At 61.7% G+C, this 19,527-nt stretch carries 15 protein-coding genes; 11 read left to right on the forward strand and 4 right to left on the reverse strand.

Annotation, left to right across the window (positions count from 1 at the left end; genetic code table 11):
• The first annotated feature begins 5 nt into the window (after window positions 1–5).
• Window positions 6–875: a formyltetrahydrofolate deformylase gene (gene purU, locus P9255_RS20920; protein WP_309790395.1), complete on the forward strand. Its 870-nt coding sequence runs from the start codon at window positions 6–8 to the stop codon at window positions 873–875.
• 81 nt (window positions 876–956) lie between these two features.
• Here purU and P9255_RS20925 read toward each other — a convergent pair whose 3' ends face one another.
• Together P9255_RS20925 and uvrA are read right to left on the reverse strand one after the other, a co-directional pair.
• Complete coding sequence (locus tag P9255_RS20925) at window positions 957–2,045, reverse strand: AI-2E family transporter (protein WP_309763416.1); 1,089 nt, start codon at window positions 2,043–2,045, stop codon at window positions 957–959.
• A gap of 85 nt (window positions 2,046–2,130) precedes the next feature.
• Window positions 2,131–5,004, reverse strand: a complete 2,874-nt coding sequence (gene uvrA / locus P9255_RS20930; protein ID WP_404980382.1) for an excinuclease ABC subunit UvrA — start codon at window positions 5,002–5,004, stop codon at window positions 2,131–2,133.
• A 228-nt stretch (window positions 5,005–5,232) separates the two neighbouring features.
• Between uvrA and P9255_RS20935 the strand changes: the two genes are divergently transcribed.
• The 6 genes from P9255_RS20935 (at window position 5,233) to P9255_RS20960 (ending at window position 12,852) form a co-directional block, all read left to right on the forward strand.
• Window positions 5,233–6,435, forward strand: coding sequence for an MFS transporter (locus tag P9255_RS20935; RefSeq protein WP_309763415.1), 1,203 nt, complete (start codon window positions 5,233–5,235; stop codon window positions 6,433–6,435).
• Between the two features lie 118 nt (window positions 6,436–6,553).
• Window positions 6,554–7,075, forward strand: a complete 522-nt coding sequence (locus P9255_RS20940; RefSeq protein ID WP_309763414.1) for a single-stranded DNA-binding protein — start codon at window positions 6,554–6,556, stop codon at window positions 7,073–7,075.
• 367 nt (window positions 7,076–7,442) lie between these two features.
• Window positions 7,443–8,135 carry a response regulator transcription factor gene (locus P9255_RS20945; RefSeq protein WP_309763413.1) on the forward strand — a complete coding sequence of 231 codons (693 nt, stop codon included), beginning with the start codon at window positions 7,443–7,445 and terminating at the stop codon, window positions 8,133–8,135.
• A 92-nt stretch (window positions 8,136–8,227) separates the two neighbouring features.
• The gene (locus tag P9255_RS20950; RefSeq protein ID WP_309763412.1) at window positions 8,228–8,941 is read left to right on the forward strand and encodes a response regulator transcription factor; all 714 of its coding nucleotides are present in this window, start codon (window positions 8,228–8,230) and stop codon (window positions 8,939–8,941) included.
• Between the two features lie 38 nt (window positions 8,942–8,979).
• Entirely contained in the window at window positions 8,980–9,693 is a 714-nt protein-coding gene (locus tag P9255_RS20955; protein ID WP_309790396.1) for a response regulator transcription factor, read from the forward strand.
• A 222-nt stretch (window positions 9,694–9,915) separates the two neighbouring features.
• Window positions 9,916–12,852, forward strand: a complete 2,937-nt coding sequence (locus P9255_RS20960) for an ATP-binding protein (protein WP_309763410.1) — start codon at window positions 9,916–9,918, stop codon at window positions 12,850–12,852.
• A gap of 47 nt (window positions 12,853–12,899) precedes the next feature.
• On the opposite strand, the gene P9255_RS20965 is transcribed toward P9255_RS20960, so the two are convergent.
• The gene (locus P9255_RS20965; RefSeq protein ID WP_309790398.1) at window positions 12,900–13,835 is read right to left on the reverse strand and encodes a LysR family transcriptional regulator; all 936 of its coding nucleotides are present in this window, start codon (window positions 13,833–13,835) and stop codon (window positions 12,900–12,902) included.
• A 438-nt stretch (window positions 13,836–14,273) separates the two neighbouring features.
• Between P9255_RS20965 and P9255_RS20970 the strand changes: the two genes are divergently transcribed.
• The 3 genes from P9255_RS20970 to P9255_RS20980 all read left to right on the forward strand — a co-directional run bounded on the left by P9255_RS20970 (window position 14,274) and on the right by P9255_RS20980 (window position 17,007).
• Window positions 14,274–15,443 (forward strand): porin, encoded by a 1,170-nt coding sequence (locus P9255_RS20970; RefSeq protein WP_309763408.1) that lies wholly within the window; start codon window positions 14,274–14,276, stop codon window positions 15,441–15,443.
• Window positions 15,444–15,623: 180 nt separating this feature from the next.
• Complete coding sequence (locus tag P9255_RS20975; protein WP_309763407.1) at window positions 15,624–16,070, forward strand: CHRD domain-containing protein; 447 nt, start codon at window positions 15,624–15,626, stop codon at window positions 16,068–16,070.
• Between the two features lies 1 nt (window position 16,071).
• Window positions 16,072–17,007 carry an alpha/beta hydrolase gene (locus tag P9255_RS20980; protein ID WP_309790400.1) on the forward strand — a complete coding sequence of 312 codons (936 nt, stop codon included), beginning with the start codon at window positions 16,072–16,074 and terminating at the stop codon, window positions 17,005–17,007.
• On the opposite strand, the gene P9255_RS20985 is transcribed toward P9255_RS20980, so the two are convergent.
• The gene (locus tag P9255_RS20985; protein WP_309763405.1) at window positions 16,977–17,825 is read right to left on the reverse strand and encodes an EcsC family protein; all 849 of its coding nucleotides are present in this window, start codon (window positions 17,823–17,825) and stop codon (window positions 16,977–16,979) included. The genes P9255_RS20980 and P9255_RS20985 overlap by 31 nt on opposite strands.
• A gap of 105 nt (window positions 17,826–17,930) precedes the next feature.
• Here P9255_RS20985 and P9255_RS20990 point away from each other — a divergent pair, with 105 nt between their 5' ends.
• Window positions 17,931–19,526: an MFS transporter gene (locus P9255_RS20990; RefSeq protein ID WP_309763404.1), complete on the forward strand. Its 1,596-nt coding sequence runs from the start codon at window positions 17,931–17,933 to the stop codon at window positions 19,524–19,526.
• Window position 19,527 lies beyond the last annotated feature (1 nt).

Consider the following 19,527-nt stretch of genomic DNA (forward strand, 5'->3'; position numbering starts at 1 on the left):
GGTTCATGTTGACCGAACATAGTTTCATCCTGAAGTTGTCGTGCCCGGACCGTCCGGGAATCGTGCATGCCGTGTCCGGTTTCCTGTTCGATCTCGGCGCGAACATTCTCGATTCCGCGCAATTCGGCGACAGCCGCACCGGCGAGTTCTTCATGCGGGTGCATTTTCAGGAAGTGGGCGGCGATCCCGGCCTCGATGCGCTGCGCCGCTCGTTCAGCACGCTCGCCGATGAGTTCGGCATGCAATGGGAATTGCACGATGCATCGGCGAAGCCGCGTGTGGTCATCATGGTGTCGAAAATCGGCCATTGCCTGAACGATTTGCTGTTCCGCTATCGCACCGGCCAGTTGCCGATCGAGATTCCGGCGATCGTGTCGAATCACAAGGATTTTTATCAGCTCGCCGCGAGTTACGACATTCCGTTTCACCACTTGCCGCTCATGAATGCGACGCCGGAAGGAAAGGCGGCGCAGGAATCGCGCGTGATGGAAATTATCGATCAGCACGAGACGGATCTGGTTGTGCTAGCGCGCTATATGCAGATTCTGTCGCCGGAAATGTGCGACAAGCTCGCCGGCCGCGCGATCAATATCCACCATTCGTTTCTGCCGAGCTTCAAGGGCGCGAAGCCTTATTACCAGGCGTTCGATCGCGGCGTGAAGCTGATCGGCGCGACCGCGCATTACGTGACGACCGATCTGGACGAAGGCCCCATCATCGAGCAGGAAGTCGAGCGCGTGGACCACAGCATGACGCCGGATCAACTGACGGCGATCGGCCGCGACGTCGAATGCGTGACGCTCGCGCGGGCGGTGAAATGGCATGTGGAGCATCGCATCGTGTTGAACGGGAGCAAGACGGTCGTGTTCCGTTGAAGCGTCGGTTCCTGCCCGGACAGGAAAAAGCCCGCTGGTCTTTCGGCCGAGCGGGCTTTGTCTTTTAATCGCGGCGAATACTCACACGAGCCGCAGATAAATCAGTTCGCGCTTGATATACGCATAGAAAATAGGCGCGGCGATTACGCCCGGCAAGCCGAATGCGGCTTCCATCGCCAGCATCGCGAGAAGTAATTCCCACGCGCGGGCTTCGATCTGCCCGCCGATAATCCGCGCGTTCAGGAAATATTCGAGCTTGTGAATGATGATGAGAAACGCAAGCGACGCAACCGCGGTCCCGAACGATACCGACAGCGAGATGCCGACGATGATCGTATTCGATATCAGATTGCCGATCACCGGCAGCAAGCCGACGATGAACGTGATCAACACGAGCGTCTTGGAAAGCGGGAGGCGTTCGTGCAATATCGGCAGCGCGACGAGGAGATAAAGCGCGGTAAAAAACGCGTTGATCGCCGAAATCTTGATCTGCGCGAACACGATGCGGCGGAACGCATCCGAAAAGCGCGATACGCGCGTGACCAGCGCCGTCGAGAGCGGCAGGCGATGCGACTGTTTCGGCACGCCCACCGCGATGATCGCGCCGATGATCATGCCAATCAGGATATGGCCGAAGCCGCGCGCCATTTCGCGGCCGCCTTGCTGCAATTGCTCGGCGTGCCGGTGCATCAGGTCGGCGGCGCGCTCTTTCATCTGGCCGGCATCGACGGGCAGGTAAGTGGCGATCCAGTCAGGCACGCGCAGACGCGCATGCGAGGTGATGCTCATCAGCTGATCGAGCAGCTTCTGCATGCTCGGGACGTCGCGCTCGAAATGCTCGATTGTCGCGATGGTCGCGCCCGTCAATCCGCCGATGATGATCGTGGAGATGAGCACCACCGCGATCAGCCGCGCGCCCTTGCTCATCACGTGGCGCTCGATGACCGGCGCGATCATGTGCACCAGCTGGAACACGAGCATGCCCGCGAGCAGCGCGCCCAGCAGCTTGAGATGCAGCACGGAGAACATCGCGAGAAACGCCACGAGATAGCTGCCGATCTCGACCGCCGAGAGTTTCGGCATGCTCATGTCGCTCGTCAGCCTGACGGGGCGAGCAGGCAAGTCCCGTATGCGTCGCTCCTCGTTGGCCGCTTCGTTGCGCTTCCCCATGACTGCGTTCCCTTTCGCTGCTCGTTACAACGGTTGTCCGTACCGCGGCGCGCGGCTTTGTCTTGTCACCGCGCCCGCGCCGGCGTCACGCCGCCGATTTCGGACGCTGCAGCAACGGCGCGAGATACCTGCCGGTAAAGCTCGCCTTCGTCTTCGCGACCTGCTCCGGCGTTCCCTGCGCGATGATCTGCCCGCCGCCGGCCCCGCCTTCCGGACCGAGATCGATGACCCAGTCAGCGGTTTTGATCACGTCGAGATTATGCTCGATGATGACGACCGTGTTGCCCTGATCGCGCAGCCGGTGAATGACTTCGAGCAGCAGCGCGATGTCGTGGAAGTGCAGGCCCGTGGTCGGTTCGTCGAGGATATAGAGCGTCCGACCGGTGTCGCGCTTGCTCAGTTCCAGCGAAAGCTTGACGCGCTGGGCCTCGCCGCCCGACAGCGTGGTCGCCGACTGGCCGAGCCGGATATAGCCGAGACCGACGTCGAGCAGCGTCTTCAGCTTGCGCGCGACCACCGGCACCGGCTTGAAGAACTCGTGCGCCGCTTCCACCGTCAGGTCGAGCACTTCGCTGATGTTCTTGCCCTTGTACTGGATATCCAGCGTCTCGCGGTTGTAGCGCTTGCCGTGACACACGTCGCAAGGCACGTAGACGTCCGGTAGAAAGTGCATTTCCACTTTCAGCACGCCGTCGCCCTGACATGCTTCGCAGCGGCCGCCCTTGACGTTGAAGGAGAAGCGGCCGGCTTCATAGCCGCGTTCCTTCGCGGCCGGCACGCCGGCGAAGAGTTCGCGGATCGGCGTGAAGAGGCCGGTGTAGGTGGCCGGATTCGAGCGCGGCGTGCGGCCGATCGGCGATTGATCGACGGCGATCACCTTGTCGAAATGCTCGAGGCCTTCGATCGATTCGTACGGCGCCGGCTCGGTCGCCGAACCGTATAGATGCTGCGCGACCGCGTGCTGAAGCGTGTCGTTGATGAGCGTCGATTTTCCAGATCCCGACACGCCCGTCACGCACGTCAGCAGTCCGACGGGCAAATCGAGCGTCACGCGCTTGAGGTTGTTGCCGTGTGCCTCCACGATGCGCAGCCGCCGCTCGTCCGGCGCATTGCGCTTTTCCGGGTAGCCGATCGTGCGCTTGCCCGACAGATACTGACCGGTGATCGAATTCGGGTCCTTCTGCACCTGATTCGGCGTGCCCTGAGCGACGATCACGCCGCCGTGCTCGCCCGCGCCCGGCCCCATGTCGACGACGTAATCCGCCATGCGGATCATGTCCTCGTCGTGCTCGACGACGATCACCGAATTGCCGATATCGCGCAGATGCTTGAGCGTGTCGATCAGACGGTCGTTGTCGCGCTGGTGCAGGCCGATCGACGGTTCGTCGAGCACGTACATCACGCCGGTGAGTCCCGAGCCGATCTGCGATGCGAGCCGGATGCGCTGCGCCTCGCCGCCCGACAGCGTTTCGGCGCTGCGCTCGAGCGACAGGTAATCGAGCCCGACGTTATTCAGAAACGACAGCCGCGCGACGATCTCCTTCACGACCTTATCGGCGATTTCGGCTTTCGCGCCTTCGAGCCGCAGCGACTCGAAATAGCCGAGCGTGTCGCGTAGCGGCCAGCCGCTCACTTCATAGATTCCGCGAGCGTGCTCGCCGGTGCCCACTTTCACGAAACGCGCCTCGCGCCGCAAGCGCGTGCCTTCGCATGCCGGGCACGGCTGGTTGTTCTGATATTTCGCCAGTTCTTCGCGCACCGCGGCCGAATCCGTCTCGCGATAACGCCGCTCCAGATTCGGGATGATGCCTTCGAACGCATGCTCGCGAACCGACGCGCGCCCGCGCTCGTTGATGTACGAAAACGGAATCGATTGCTTGCCCGAGCCGTAAAGCAGCGTCTTGCGCACCTTTTCGGGCAGCTCCTCGAACGGCGCTTCGGTATCGAACTCGTAGAAGGCCGCGAGGCTTTGCAGCATCTGGAAATAGAACTGGTTGCGCCGGTCCCAGCCTTTCACCGCCCCCGCCGCCAAGGACAGCGACGGATGCGCCACCACCCGCTTCGGGTCGAAAAACGTGATCTGTCCGAGGCCGTCGCACTCCGGGCACGCGCCCATCGGATTGTTGAAGGAGAAGAGGCGCGGTTCGAGTTCGGGCAGCGAATACGAGCAGATCGGGCACGCAAACTTGGAGCTGAAGAGCTTCTCGTGGTCCGTATCCATTTCGAGTGCGATCGCGCGGCCGTCGGCGAGACGCAGCGCCGTTTCGAACGATTCCGCCAGACGCTGCTTCATGTCCGGGCGCACTTTCAGCCGGTCGATGACCACGTCGATCGTGTGCTTGTCGTTCTTTTTGAGCTTCGGCAGCGTATCGACTTCATAGATTTTTGCGACGCCTTCGTTCGCCGTGCCGCCGCCCGAACGGATGCGAAAGCGGATAAAGCCCTGCGCCTGCATTTCCTCGAACAGCTCGGCGTGCTCGCCCTTGCGGTCCGCGACCACGGGCGCGAGGATCATCAGCTTCGTTTCTTCGGGCAACGCGAGTGCGGCGTCGACCATTTGCGAGACGCTTTGCGCTTCGAGCGGAATCAGATGATCCGGGCAATAGGGCGTGCCGACGCGCGCAAACAGCAGACGCAGATAATCGTGGATTTCCGTGACGGTGCCGACCGTCGAACGCGGATTATGCGACGTGGCCTTCTGCTCGATCGAGATCGCTGGCGACAAACCTTCGATCAGATCGACGTCCGGCTTCTCCATCAACTGCAGGAACTGGCGCGCATACGCGGAGAGACTTTCGACGTAGCGGCGCTGGCCTTCGGCATAGAGCGTATCGAACGCGAGCGACGACTTGCCCGACCCGGACAACCCCGTAATCACGATCAGCTTGTGACGCGGCAAGTCGAGACTGACGTTCTTCAAATTGTGGGTGCGAGCCCCACGAATGCGAATTTCTTCCACGAGTTTGTTCCAGCTGCGAGCGGGAAAGGAGAAGGGCCAAACCTGCTACTATAACGACTTTTGCAGGGCGCGGCGCCCGTGCGCGGGCGCCGGAGACAGGCGCCACCAAGCCGGCGCGCCATGAGCCGTCCGTCCCATGTGGTGCCGTTTCGGGCAAGAACAAGGCGGCCGCGCCTGGCGTCCAGCCGGCCGGGCTAGACGCGACACTCATCCATTTCCCCGTTTCTGATGTCCAATCCGTCTGCCACGTCCACACGTCTGAGCGCGCCGGAACTGCGCGCGACCGTGTCGCTCGCTGCCATCTTCGCGCTGCGCATGCTCGGTCTCTTCATGATCATGCCGGTGTTTTCCATCTACGCGAAAACGATTCCCGGCGGCGACAACGTACTGCTCGTCGGCATCGCGCTGGGCGCTTACGGCGTCACGCAGTCGATGCTTTATATCTTCTACGGCTGGATCTCGGACAAGTTCGGGCGCAAGCCGGTGATCGCGTTCGGCCTGCTGGTATTCGCGCTCGGCAGCTTCGTCGCGGCCATCGGGCACTCGATGACGTGGATCATCGCGGGGCGCGTGATTCAGGGGATGGGCGCGGTATCGTCGGCGGTGATCGCGTTCATCGCGGACCTGACGCACGAGGAAAATCGCACGAAGGCCATGGCGATGGTCGGCGGCAGCATCGGCGTGTCGTTCGCGGTGGCGATCGTCGGTGCGCCGATCGTTTTCCACTGGGTCGGCATGAGCGGGCTCTTCACGGTGATCGGCGTGCTGTCGATCGTGGCGATCGGCGTGGTGCTGTGGATCGTTCCCGATCCCCCGATGCATCCGGTGCACGTCAAGGCGCCTTTTGCCGAAGTGCTGCGCAATGTCGAGTTGCTGCGCCTCAACTTCGGCGTGCTCGTGCTGCACGCGACGCAGACCGCGCTCTTTCTCGTCGTGCCGCGCATTCTGGAGGCGGGCGGCCTGCCGGTCGCGTCGCACTGGAAAATCTATTTGCCGGTGATGGCGCTCGCTTTCGTGATGATGGTGCCGGCGATTATCGCCGCCGAAAAGCGCGGGAAGATGAAAGCCGTCATGCTGGGTGCGATCGGGCTTATCCTGTTCGGACAGTTGTTATTGGGCGCTGCTCCCCATACGCTATGGTCCGTGGCCGCGATTCTGTTCGTGTACTTCCTGGGGTTCAACGTGCTCGAGGCGTCGCAGCCGTCGCTGGTGTCGAAGCTCGCGCCGGGCACGCGCAAAGGAGCGGCGGCCGGCGTCTACAACACGACGCAGTCTATCGGCCTTGCGCTCGGCGGAGTCATCGGCGGCTGGCTGCTGAAGGTGGACGGGGCGAGCGCGGTTTTCTTCGCGTGTTCGGCGCTGGTGCTGGCATGGCTTGTCGTGGCGGCGTGGATGAAGCCGCCGCCCCGTAAGGCCGGGCGTGCGGCTTGAAGAGAGTTTAATTAATCGAATTTAGTCAGCGCGGCGCGTTTCGAGCATTCGCCGATATTGATCGGCTCGAAAGGCGTCGTATCGCTGATGGTAGGCAAGGAATCAACCGGAGAAATTCATGGCATCTGTCAACAAGGTCATTCTCGTAGGCAATCTGGGCGCCGACCCGGAAACGCGCTACCTCCCGAGCGGCGACGCCGTGGCAAACATTCGTCTTGCAACGACCGACCGCTATAAGGACAAGGCGTCCGGCGAGATGAAGGAACTCACGGAGTGGCACCGGGTAGCGTTTTTCGGGCGGCTGGCGGAAATCGTCAACGAGTATCTGAAGAAGGGCTCGTCGGTTTATATCGAAGGGCGCATTCGCACGCGTAAATGGACGGACCAATCGGGACAGGAGCGTTACTCGACCGAAATCGTCGCTGAACAGATGCAGATGCTCGGCGGGCGCGGTGGCGGTGCGGGCGGCGGCGACGATGGCGGCTATAGCCGCAGCGCGCCGATGGAACGTTCGGGCGGCGGCGGACGTGCCGCATCCGGCTCCGGCGGCCGCGCGAGCAGTTCGGGTGGCGGCGCGAGCCGTCCTGCCGCACCGGCGGGTGGCGGCTTCGACGATATGGACGACGATATCCCGTTCTAAATCGGACAAACGTTCGAACTGGATAAATGGGTCTCCGGCTTATGGCTGGAGGCCCATTTTTTTATTGCAATGCGCTTCGAATATTCGGACGACGCACGCCGCAGAAAGGATTGGCAGGCGTAAATAGCTGCCGCGAGACAGGTTAATATATTAAGTCTATCAGAATTGTCCTATAGCTCGCACGTTATTAGCGCCTTATTTTCGAGAGAATATGCCGGTGCTGCGGGAGTGAATTACCTGTCTAAAGTCATCAATAATGGTGATGGCAATTCGCGAGTGACTAATTAGATATAAAATCCGATCGTGTCACCTGGTGTATGAACAATGCCGATGCAAGCGGTGGATTAATACGCCTTCCGCTGCATCGATGCCACGAGATAATCGAGAAAATAACGATATCACCGGGGGACTTTTGAAGCTTCGTGTAGTGTTGGCCGACGACCATCCCTTCGTACTGCTCGGGATGAAGGCGCTTTTAGACGCCGATGATGGACTGGAGGTCGTCGGCGAAGCGACGAATGCGAGCAGCTTGCTTGTTCTGCTCGCGAAGACGCCTTGCGACGTACTCGTCACTGACTTCGCCATGCCTGAGCCAGGGCTCAACGCAAACGACGGCCTCCGTCTGATTCGCAAGGTAAGGCACGATTGGCCGGATATAACCATTGTCGTGCTGACGAGTGTCAGCAATGTCGCGATACTTCGGTCTATTCTTAACGCGGGCGCTATTGGCCTGGTGAATAAGGCCGAGCCCATCGAGCTTGTTCCTGCTGCAGTGCGCCATACCAGAATCGGGCGTCGTTATGTGAGCGCCTCTTTCGTGGCGGCGCTGGCCGAGGCGAGCAGTGAAATTGATTTCTCGCCTGAGCCGCCGCGACTATCTCCGAGGGAGATGGAAGTCGTAAGACTCTTCGCAAAGGGCCGATCCATCACCGAGATCGCGAACGAGCTCGATCGCGATGTACGGACGATCAGTCGTCAGAAGCGCGACGCGATGAATAAGCTGGGTGTAAGAAATGACCCGGGTTTGTTCGCATTTGTAAGAGCGCAGGGACTAGGCTGAGTTTACCGGCGCGTCATTTTGATTTCGGATGCATCTTATGTCTTTTGACGTTTGAATATCCGATGCTTATATTTCGGGAATCTAAACCAAATATGAGTTTGCACAACGCGTTGGGGTATGAGGCGATGGAATTCGGGAATGGAAGCGAAGTCTTCTCGCACGACAAAATTATCAGGCTTGCGATCGCGGACGACCACCCGCTTGTCGTACTCGCGATTGAAAGGCTCGCTGGGAACTTTCCTAACGTCGAGGTCGTTAGCCGGAGCGCTAGTTCAACGGAGCTCGAAGAATCGCTTGCCAAAAATGAATGCGACGTCGCAATCGTCGACTTCTACATGCCGGGCGGCCAGCATGGCGACGGCATTGAATTGATTCAGCACATCACGGCTTGCTATCCGGACGTCCGCATCGTGGTGTTGTCGCGCACCGATAACGCCGCGCTCGTTAAACAGGCCCTTGAAGCAGGCGCGCATGCGTTCCTCAGCAAAGAGGATCGGCTGGACCTGCTGTACGTCGCCATCGTCTCGGCTATCGCGAATGAAACATACCTCGGTCCGGCCATTCGCCGGACGCTGGCTGTCGCCAATGTTGAAAGTCGTGCGCGTTTCATTCGTCAACGGTTGACGGGCCGTGAACTCGAAGTTATCGAACGATATGCACGCGGCGCCAATGTCACGGAAATCGCGAAAGACCTGGCTCGTAGCGTAAAGACCATCAGCGCACAGAAATGCGCGGCCATGCGAAAACTCGACCTGTCAACGGACGCGGATTTGTATCGCTTTATCGCAGACAGTGATCTTATCTAAAGCAGGCACAGACAGCACGTCGCAGTGAAGACCGCTTTGTGGAGACGGCGCGGTCAATCGGGGGCTTTGACTTCCTCGGTCACGAACATATCAATAACAAAATGACAATAAAAGCATCACTGAAGGCCATCGTTGCGGACGATCATCCCGCAGTAGTGAAAGGAATAAGGACGTTTCTCGAAAGGGACGGCGAAATCGAGGTCGTCGCGACTGCGGAAAACACACTCCAGCTCGCCGAAGCGCTCGACTCTTGTTCTTGCGATTACGTTTTCGCGGATATCGGCATGAACGGGCTGGACGGCGAAAGCAGTTCTATTGCATTTCTCCGGCGTTTGTCGTGGCAGGAGAGGCGTCCCAAAGTCATCGTCGTCACGATGATCTCCCATAGCCGCATGCTGGCGGGACTGCTTCAGCTGGGAATCGATGGAATCATCGATAAACGCGATCCGCTCCAATGCCTCAATGAAGCCATCGCCATCACTCGAAACGGCGGCCGCTTTCTTTCGCCTTCTGCCGCGGAATCAGTCAGCCGTCTTCCGAACAGCGTTCCGGCGCGCGCAGGCGTTCTTAGCAGGCGCGAATGGGAAGTCTTCCGGCTTTACGCGAGCGGCCTTCTGATTCACGACATCGCCAAGCGCTTTGGCAGAAGCAGCAAGACGATCGCCACGCAGAGGCGCAGCGGGATGCGCAAGCTCGGCCTCGAAACGGAGACCGAGCTCATCGAATATCTGCGGCAGGTCGGCCTCGTCTAGACGCGCTGACGACCGCGTTTTTTCAGAGCGACTTAAGGCGTATTTGAGAGGTGTCTGATTTTCCTCCGATGCGTGGGCGCTCAGACTCACACGATGTCCGTCGAGAGATTCTCGATGGCTCGCCATGACCGCGCATGCCGCAGCCGCAGCCGAACGTCGCCGGCGCGGCTGCACGCCGCCCGGCCTCGCCGCAGAGGCACGCGTCTTCCTGAGAGAGTCAAATTGAAATCGTCGTTCACGCGTCATTCGTTCCTGCTGCTCGCCCTTTTGTCCCCGGCGTGCATGGCGGCGAGCCCGGATCTTCCGGCACCGGTTTGCGGATGGGACATCAGCGCGCTTCGCCTGCTGCCCGCGCTCATCGGCGTGGTCGCCGTGTTCGGCGTGACGCTGCGCGCGTTCGTCCTTCTGCAGCGCGAGATGAACCGGCGCATCGTCATCGAGCAGCAACTCGCGACTCAACTCAGCTTCCAGCAGACGATGATGGAAGTCGTGCCATACCCGCTCGTCGCCAAGGACATGAGCAATCGCTACATCGCCGTCAACCGCGCGTTCGAAGAGGCGCTGGGCGTGCGGCGCGAGGACATCATCGGCCGGACGAGCGTGGAGGCCGGCGCGTGGGGCGACGCCAACAGCCGGCTGCTCAACGATATCTGCCGCTCGACGCTCGATACGGGCGAACGGCACGAGATCGAGGCCGAGTTCATCGATAATCGCGGCCGCTCGCGATTTGGCCTTTTCTGGACCGGGGCGTTCACCGCGTCCAATGGCGACCGCGCGGGCATCGTCGGCACGATGATCGACATCACCGATATCCGCGATGCCGAACTGCGCGCGCGCCGCACCGAACAACGGTTGCACGATGTCACGCGGTCCTTGCCGGCCGTCGTCTTTCAGTTACGCCGCTCGAGCAACGGACGATACAGCTTGCCCTATCTCAATGGCGATACCCGCCAGTTGCTCGGGATTGACGTGACGGCGCTCGCCGACGGTCCGGTCAGCGTGCTGAATCACGTGCATGTCGAAGATAGCGCGCGCCTGCTTGCGGAGATCGAAACGTCGTCGCACACGCTGCAACCCTTGCACACTGAATTCCGCGTCAACGTGAAAGGCGGCACGCGGTGGATTCGTGCCGACCTGGTCGCGCGTCGGGAAGACGACGCCGGCGCGGTCGTCTGGAGCGGCTACTGGGCCGATGCGACCGTGGAACATGCGCGTGCCGAAGAACTTGCGCGCGCAAGGGACGCGGCGGAAGCGGCGTCGCGCGCCAAGGATGACTTCTTGGCCATGATGAGTCACGAAATCCGCACGCCGATGAATGGCGTGCTCGGCCTCGTCGAAGTATTCGAGAACACGCCCCTGAATCCGGACCAGTCGCAGATGCTTGGCATGATTCAGGATTCGGCGAGCGCGCTGCTGCAAATCCTCGACGATCTGCTCGACTACACGAAGATCGAGGCGGGGCGGCTCACGATCGAATCGACGCCGATCGACCTGCGCGAACTGGTGGACAATGCTGTCGGGCTGCTCGCGGGGCGCGCGCACGAGAAGGGCTTGCGTGTGCGTGTCGATGTCGCTCCCGAAGTGGCGGCGAGCCTTCGCAGCGACAGCGTGCGCCTGCGTCAGATTCTCTTCAATCTGCTGAGCAACGCCATCAAGTTCACCATCAGGGGCGAGGTGACACTCGAGGTTCGCGCGGTCGAACGCCGCGCGTCTGAACAAGTCATCGAACTGTGTGTGACCGATACCGGCATCGGCATCGATCCCGCAGCGCAGGACAAGCTCTTCGAGCCCTTCGTGCAGGCGGAGACGTCGACAACCCGGCGCTTCGGCGGCACCGGGCTCGGACTCACGATCTGCAACAGGCTCGTCGCGTTGATGGGCGGCACGCTGAGGCTGCAGAGCGCACTCGGCGTCGGCACGTCGATGACGGTGCGTCTCACGATGCCCGTCGAAACGCAGCAGTATCAGATGGAGGGGCTGCGCGGCAGGCACGGCATCGTTGCGGTCGACGACGACTTCGTCGCAATCGCGCTGCTCAACTTCGGCCACGCGCTCGGCCTGAACCTCGAGCGGATCGAGCCCGACCATCCGCGCCTGCATTCGCTCGATACATTCGACGGCGTCGATCTCGTCTTCTTCAGCGACACGCGCAATGTTCGCCTGCCGCTCGGTTTGCGAGCGATCCACGTCACGGAGAAGCCGAAGCTAACCGGCTATCGGATTCTCGAAGACGGCATTCGCGTGAGCGTGAATCCGCTTTCATGGCGGGGACTCGGGGCGGCGTGCGTCGCCGCGCTGACGGGCATGCCGCAAGTCGCCGTCAACGCGACGCTCGGCCAGGACGCGAAGCTGGAAGCGCCCCGCCGCGAGCAGGCGCTGCGCAGCGGCCGGCTGGTGCTGGTGGCGGAAGATCATCCGGTGAATCAGGAGTTGATCCGGCATCAGCTCTCCTTGCTCGGCTTCGCGTGCGATGTCGTGCACGATGGCGCCGAGGCGCTCGCGGCGCTCGAAACGACGCGCTACGGCTTTCTGATTACTGATTGCCACATGCCGAACATGACCGGCTACGAACTCGCGCGCCGCGTACGGGCGAAGGAGAAAGGCACGTCGCGTCGCTTGCCGATTCTCGCCATCACCGCGAGCACGTGTTCGAGCGAGCAGACGCGGTGCCGCGAAGCCGGCATGGACGACTGCCTCATCAAGCCCACGCGCCTCGCCACGCTGCGCGAGCATCTGAATCGCTGGAAGACGCCGGAGCGCCGGCAGCACAGGCACCGCGCGCAAGCACAGAACGCGTTGTCACAAGGGAGCGACGCCACCGATGCGCTCGATATCAGCGGCATGGCGCAACTGTGGGGCAGTGAAACGACCGTCAAGGCGCTGCTCGATGCGTTCGTTTCGTCTTTCCGCGATGACCTGTCCGCGCTCGAAGAACTGCTCGAGCACGGCACGGTCGACCACTTGCGCGACTGGCATCATCGCGTGTTCGGAGCGGCGAGCGTGCTGCAGTATCGGCCATTGCTGGATGCACTCGAAGCATTCCGTCGCGATCTGCCGGAGAAGAGCCCCGATGTCAGGCGGCGCGAGGGCCGCGCATTGATCGCGCGATGCACGGAATTGCTGGAGCGCATCGAGGCGCAGTGCGCGGCCATCGCGTGACGCGGGAGAGCGCAACGCGAATCGCGTCGCGCACTTCGGCCCGCTGATTATTCCGGCGTGACGACGATGCCCGCTTCGGCGGGCGCGCGATCGCGAAAATACGCGAGCGCAAAATCCACGAAAGAGCGCGTCTTGGCCGAGACGTGCCGTCGGCCGGGATAGACGATGGACACTTGCTTGTCCGCATCATCGATCGAATAGCCCGGCAAGAGGCGCACCAGCGCACCGGCTTCGATGTCCTGCGCCACGTAGCTCTCCGGCAGCACGGCAATGCCCATTCCGGATACTGCGGCCTGGCGCAGCATCGGCGAACTGTTCACTGTATAGGCGGGATCGAGCAACACATCCTCGTGTTCTCCTGACGATCCGATGAACGTCCACGTGGAACTGTGAATGTCGGTCGATGGCGCGAGGAAGTCGTGCTTCGTCAGCATGGCGGGCCGCGTGGGCACGCCGCGCTTCGCCAGATATTCCGGCGATGCGACGAGCGCCGCCGCAACCTTGAACAACGGACGATTGATGAGTGTGCCGCTATTGACGAGATGCGGCACGACGATGCCGGCATCGAAACCTTCATCGACGAGGTCGACCGGGCGGTGCAGCAGCGTCAGCCGCAGCTTGACGCTCGGATAGCGATCGCGAAACGCGCGCAGCATCGGGGTTAGTTCCAGCAACGAGAACGATGCGGATGCGACGAGCTTGAGTGTTCCGGACGGATCGACGGAACTGTTCGCTACTGTTGCTTCAATTGTCTCGACCTGTTCGATCACCGCGCGGCAGCCGTCGGCATAGGCTCTTCCGGCCTCTGTGAGAGACACGCTGCGCGTCGTGCGGTTCAGCAGGCGCGTGTTCAGATGAGTTTCGAGCAGTGAGACGTAGCGGGTGACTACCGCGTTGGAGAGATCGAGCGCCGCGGCGGCGCGGCCGAAAGATCCGGTTTCGGCGACTTTGAGAAAGACGCGCATCGCTTGCAATTGATTCATGGCTCAGAAAAACTTCGAGCGATAGGCAGGTGCTCGTTTCCTTAGTCGGGCGAGCGGTGAGGAAGCGCCGCTCTCGCGTGCGCGATGGTATGCGGTCCTGCAGGACGGAGTAATCGGAGAAGTCTGACTATCACAGCGTGTGGCTATCAGACCACTGTCGCATGTCCGCAACTAAGGGTGAGAAAGACCGGTTGAGGCAACATTTCGGTACTTCGGTAAGTGCAAGACGTTTAAGCGTTAACTCATATTGAAATTCGATTTTTCGAATTGTTCGAAAAGATTTTTGTGTGCCTTTGGGGTGGTGGCGGCAAAAAGGGGAGCCATACACTTTGGGCTGCCGAATAACGGTGGATGGCATACAGCGGGACGTGATCCCGAACATGTCGAGACGCCGCGAGCAACCCTATCGAGTCATACGACTCTTTCAAAGGAATACACATGAAAAAGACTCTGATTGTAGCGGCCGTCGCCGCATCGTTCGCAACTGCCGCGAGCGCGCAGAGCAGCGTTACGCTGTATGGCTTGGTCGATGCCGGCTTCACGTATGTGAACAATGTCTACGCTGGGGACAACGCAGACCACTACAAGGACAGCCAGTGGAACATGCGTGGCGGCAACGTCAACATGAGCCGTTGGGGCCTGCGTGGCGCTGAGGATCTGGGCGGCGGCATGAAGGCGATCTTCACGCTGGAAAGCGGCTTCGACGTGGCTAACGGCGGCAGCCTGGGCGGTAGCGGCTTCGGTCGCCAAGCTTACGTTGGTCTGTCGACCAACGCAGGCACCGTCACGCTCGGCCATCAGACGGATTCCGTTACCGACTACCTCGGCCCGATCAGCGCAACGGGCTCGTGGGGCGGCACGTTCTTCGCACATCCGGGCAACCTGGACAATCTGAACGGCGATCTGTTCCGTGAGAACAACTCCATCAAGTTCCAAAGCGCGAACTACGCTGGCCTGACGTTCAGCGGCCTGTACGCATTCTCGAATGCAGCTGGCAGCTTCGCAGCTAACCGTGCGTACAGCCTCGGTGCTGGTTATGCGAATGCTGGCCTGAAGCTGGGCGCTGCATACATGCAAGCGAACCTGCACAACAACGGCGGCAACTACGGCAGCGCGATCACGGGCGTTACGGTTGACGTGCCTAACTTCGACCGTAGCGAAATCGCGTATGCTGGCATCGATCGCCAGCGCACCTTCGGTGCAGGCGGTAGCTACTCGATCGGCGCTGTTACTTTCGGCGCGCTGTGGACGCAAACCCGTCAGGATAGCTACTACTCCAACGTTGGTTCGAACATCATCAACAACTACGAAGTTAACGGTCGTTATGCTTTGACGCCGGCACTCTCGTTGGGCGCTGCTTACACGTTCACGAACGCCAAGATGACCGATCTGGGTACGGGCGATTCGACCCGCGTCCGCTTCCACCAGTTCGGCTTGCAGACGGATTACGCTCTGTCGAAGCGTACCGACATCTACGCTGAAGGCGTGATGCAGATCGCCAGCGGTCTGCCGGAAGGCGTGATGCCGAACGCCGGCATCAGCGGCGTTCCGACCTCCTCGAGCAACCGTCAGGTTCTCGTGACGACGGGTATCCGTCACCGCTTCTAAAGCGGGCTGAGCAGTACGCAGTTGTAGCTATGTAGCAAGGAAAGGGCGCCGCAAGGCGCCCTTTTTTCGTCCGTCGTCAATGGAGGAAGCCAAGGAAGCGTCAGATATCCGAATGCACTACCATGACGATGCAGCCGACGCCGCCTGAGCGTCTGCCAGCAACAAAACGGAGGACGAAAAATGCTCTCGACATGCAGACCACGTGTCCATCGCATCGCTGCCATCGTCCTGGCGCTCGCGGCATCGACCGTTGCTCGTGCCGACGTCGTCGCGCTCAAGGCGAATCTGCAACCTTCAAGCGAAGTCCCGCCACGCGTGAGCAAAGGCCACGGCCTGCTGGACGCCACATTCGACACGCAAACTCGCCAACTCACCTGGACCGCCACCTACGCCGAGTTATCCGGCCCGGTCAGCATGGCCCATTTCCACGGCCCAGCGCCGGTCGGCCAGAACGCCAAGGTGCAGGTGCCGGTCGACAAACGCGCGCTGTCCAGCCCAATGAAAGGGCAGGCCACGCTCACCGAGCAACAGGTGACCGACCTCATGGCCGGCCAGTGGTACTTCAACATTCACACACAGGAGAACCCGACCGGCGAGCTTCGCGGTCAGGTGATGCCGTCCAACTGAGATGAGTTGGCAAAGTGCGCTGGCGTGCTGGGCGGTGCGGCGTCGCATGCGTCCGGAGACGGCAAAGCCGATGCTCGACGTCGATCGCGCGCGGGCCTACACCTCGCGCCGCATCTGGTCGCCGGGCGTGCCCAAGAGTCACCATCTCGAGATCCGAAGCGACGGCGAATGGCTCCGCACAGCCGAGCCGCGCAGCACGATCCTCTATCTTCACGGCGGCGGCTATTATTTCTGCTCGCCGCGCAGCCACCGCGCGATCAGCTTCGGGCTTGCCGTGCGCGCGCATGCGGACGTCCTTTCGGTCGATTACCGCCTCGCGCCCGAACATCGCTTTCCGGCCGCAGTCGATGACGCCATCGCCGCGTACCGCGCGCTCGTCGGAGATGAGATCGCGCCGCGATCGATCGTCATCGCAGGCGATTCGGCCGGCGGCGGCCTTGCGCTCGCGACCGCACTTGCGCTCCGCGACGCCGGCGATGCCCTGCCGGCCGGCATCGTGCTCTTCTCGCCGTGGACGGACCTGACATGCAGCGGCGCATCGATGCAGGCGAACGAAGGCCGCGATCCCATGTTCCATGCGGCAGTGTTCCCGAAGGTCGCAGCGCAATATCTGGGCGAAGCCGACGCGAGACACCCGTACGCCTCGCCGTTGTTCGGCGCTTTCGAAGGCTTGCCGCCCCTCCTGATCCACGTCGCCGACACAGAACTCCTGCTCGACGACTCAACTCGCGCCGCGGATAAAGCGCGCAAAGCAGGCGTGCACGTCAACCTGCGAATCTGGCGCAATGTGCCGCACATCTTCCAAATCTGGGCGCCGTTCATGCCCGAGGCGCGCGAGGCGCTGTCGCAGGCCGCGCGGTTCATCGACGCCGTGACATCGGTGCCGGCAACTGCATCGGCGGGAATTCACCGTCCGCCCATCACCTCGATGGTCTGATACGCGCGCTCGACCGCCGCCGTCCCGTACTGCCGTTCCAGCCGCCGAACGGTGAAGTGTCCGTGCGCCATCTGCTGAAAGTGGTCGATGAAAACGGTGTTCACCATCGCGCCGAGCACCGCGCCGATTGCCGGCACGGACTTCGCGGCCACCTGCTCGCTCACCTGCACCGAGAAACGCGAAGCGATCGTCTGCAGGAATTTGAGCAGCGCCGTAGAACCGTGTCCGGCCAGCCCCTTCGCCGAAATTTCGCTCGTCGCACGCGACACCGACTGCGCCAGCGCCCCTCGCACGATGAAGTAGCCCAGGTCGGCGTTGTCGTCGTCCTTACGCGTGCCGCCCATGCCGAGCACCATCAAGCATTGCAGTTGCGTGTCGACACGATGCACGTCTTCGCCTTCGCTGCGGGCGATGTCGCAGATGGAGCGAAACATCAGCGTCGTCGTGACCGGCAGCTCGACCGGCAGCGCGAACAGCCCGAACGCGCCGCCTGCCGCGCCGGTTGTCGCGACGGCGAGCTTGTGCAGCAGATTGCTTGGCTTGTCGGGCGGCGGCGCGAGAAGCGATCCGGCCGACGAGCCCTTGCCGAGCGTGCGCAGCGCGATCTGGAGGCATTTCTTGAGCGCGACCTGCGTGGCTTCGTCGATTTTCTCCTGCGCCGCGTTGGGCAGGCGGCCCATCAGTTTTTCGATCGGCGCGCCGATGACGCTCGCGAGCTTCATCGTCAGCGACGGACTTTCGAGCGCTTCCTTCGCGCGGGAGAGGGCGGCGAAGTCCTCGGGAGTAAGTGGCGATGTGATGATCGGCGTCGGTTCCATGCGTGTTTCTGGTTTCGAAATGAGAAGTTGACCACGAAGCTTAGAGCGCAGCCCCGTGCTATGATTCATTTTCCGTTGACTAGTCAACAATTGCGCCTACAAAAAATGGCCGTTCATACAGCCGCGCATCATTCGAGCGGGCAGGTCTTGCCGTTCCGCGAATCGCTCATGGCGATGCTCGGCGTCTCGTTCGTCACGATGCTCGTTGCGCTCGACCAGACCGTGGTCGGCACGGCGCTGCCCACTATCGTCGCCGAACTGAGGGGCTTCGACCTTTATGCGTGGGTCGCCACTTCTTATCTTCTGACATCCGTCATCACCGTGCCGATTTTCGGGCGGCTCGGTGACTACTACGGCCGCAAGCCTTTCGTGATCGCGTCGATCGTGGTGTTCACGGTCGCGTCGGTGCTGTGCGGGCTCGCCAACAGCATGATGTTCCTCGTGCTCGCGCGCGGCTTGCAGGGCATCGGCGGGGGCATGCTTGTCGGCACTGCGTTCGCGTGCATCGCCGACCTGTTCCCGGATAACGTCGTGCGCCTGCGCTGGCAAGTGCTGATGAGTTCGGCTTTCGGCATCGCGAACGCGGTCGGCCCGTCGCTCGGCGGCTTTCTCACGCAATACACGGGCTGGCGGTCCGTCTTCTACGTCAACCTGCCGGTCGGCGTGTTATCGCTATTCTTCGTGTGGCGTTTTCTGCCGCATCTCCGGCACGTGGCGCACGAAGGAAAGATGCGCCTCGACTGGCCGGGCGCGGCGCTGATCGCCGTTGCGCTCGGCGCGCTGCAACTATTCGTCGAATTGCTGCCGAAGCATGGGCTCGGCGTCGAAACGCTGACCTTGCTCGCCGCAAGCGTGATCGCGGCGTACGCGCTCTGGAAATGGGAATTGCGTTGCAGCTACGCGATCCTGCCGATCGACATGTTTCGCAATCCGAGCCTCGCCGCGCTCTTCACGCTCGCGATCATGGGCGGCTTCACCATGTTCTCGCTGCTCTTTTACGCGCCGCTGTTGTTCCAGGGCGGATTCGGCATGTCGCCGAAGGACGCGGGCATGATGATCACGCCGCTCGTCGTGTTCATCACCATCGGCAGCATTCTCAATGGACGGATCGTCACGCGCCTGTCGAACGCGAATCCGATGCTCTATGTCGGCTTCAGCCTGCTCGTCGTATCGTGCCTCGGCGTGGTCGTCGCCACACATGCGATGCCGCGCGCGCTGCTCCTCGTCTTCATGCTGCTCGGCGGCCTAGGGCTCGGCTTCGTCATGCCGAACCTCACGGTGTTCGCGCAGCAGACGGCGGGACGCCAGCATCTCGGCATCGCGACGGCGCTGCTGCAATCGCTGCGCATGATCGGCGGGATGATCGGCACCGCGCTGACGGGCACGCTCGTGAGCCACCTGTATGCGAGCGGCGTCGAGCTCGCGCTGACGAAGGATCGCGCGACGCACTGGCTCGCCGATCTCTCCGATCCGCAGATTCTCATCAACCAGGAAGGCCAGCGGACCGTGCTCGCGCAGTTGACGGCAGCCGGCCACGACGGCGCGATGCTCCTCGAAGCCGCGCGCGAGGCGCTCGTCGCGGCCATCCACATCGGACTCGCGGTGGCGGCGGTGGTCGCGGTGCTCTCGGTGTGGCAATCGCGCCGCGTGCCGCCCGTGCGCTTGAAAGGCCCGCAGGAACCGGTCATTCTCGCCGAATGAA

This window comes from Caballeronia sp. LZ019, from assembly GCF_031450825.1.
Taxonomy (GTDB): domain Bacteria; phylum Pseudomonadota; class Gammaproteobacteria; order Burkholderiales; family Burkholderiaceae; genus Caballeronia.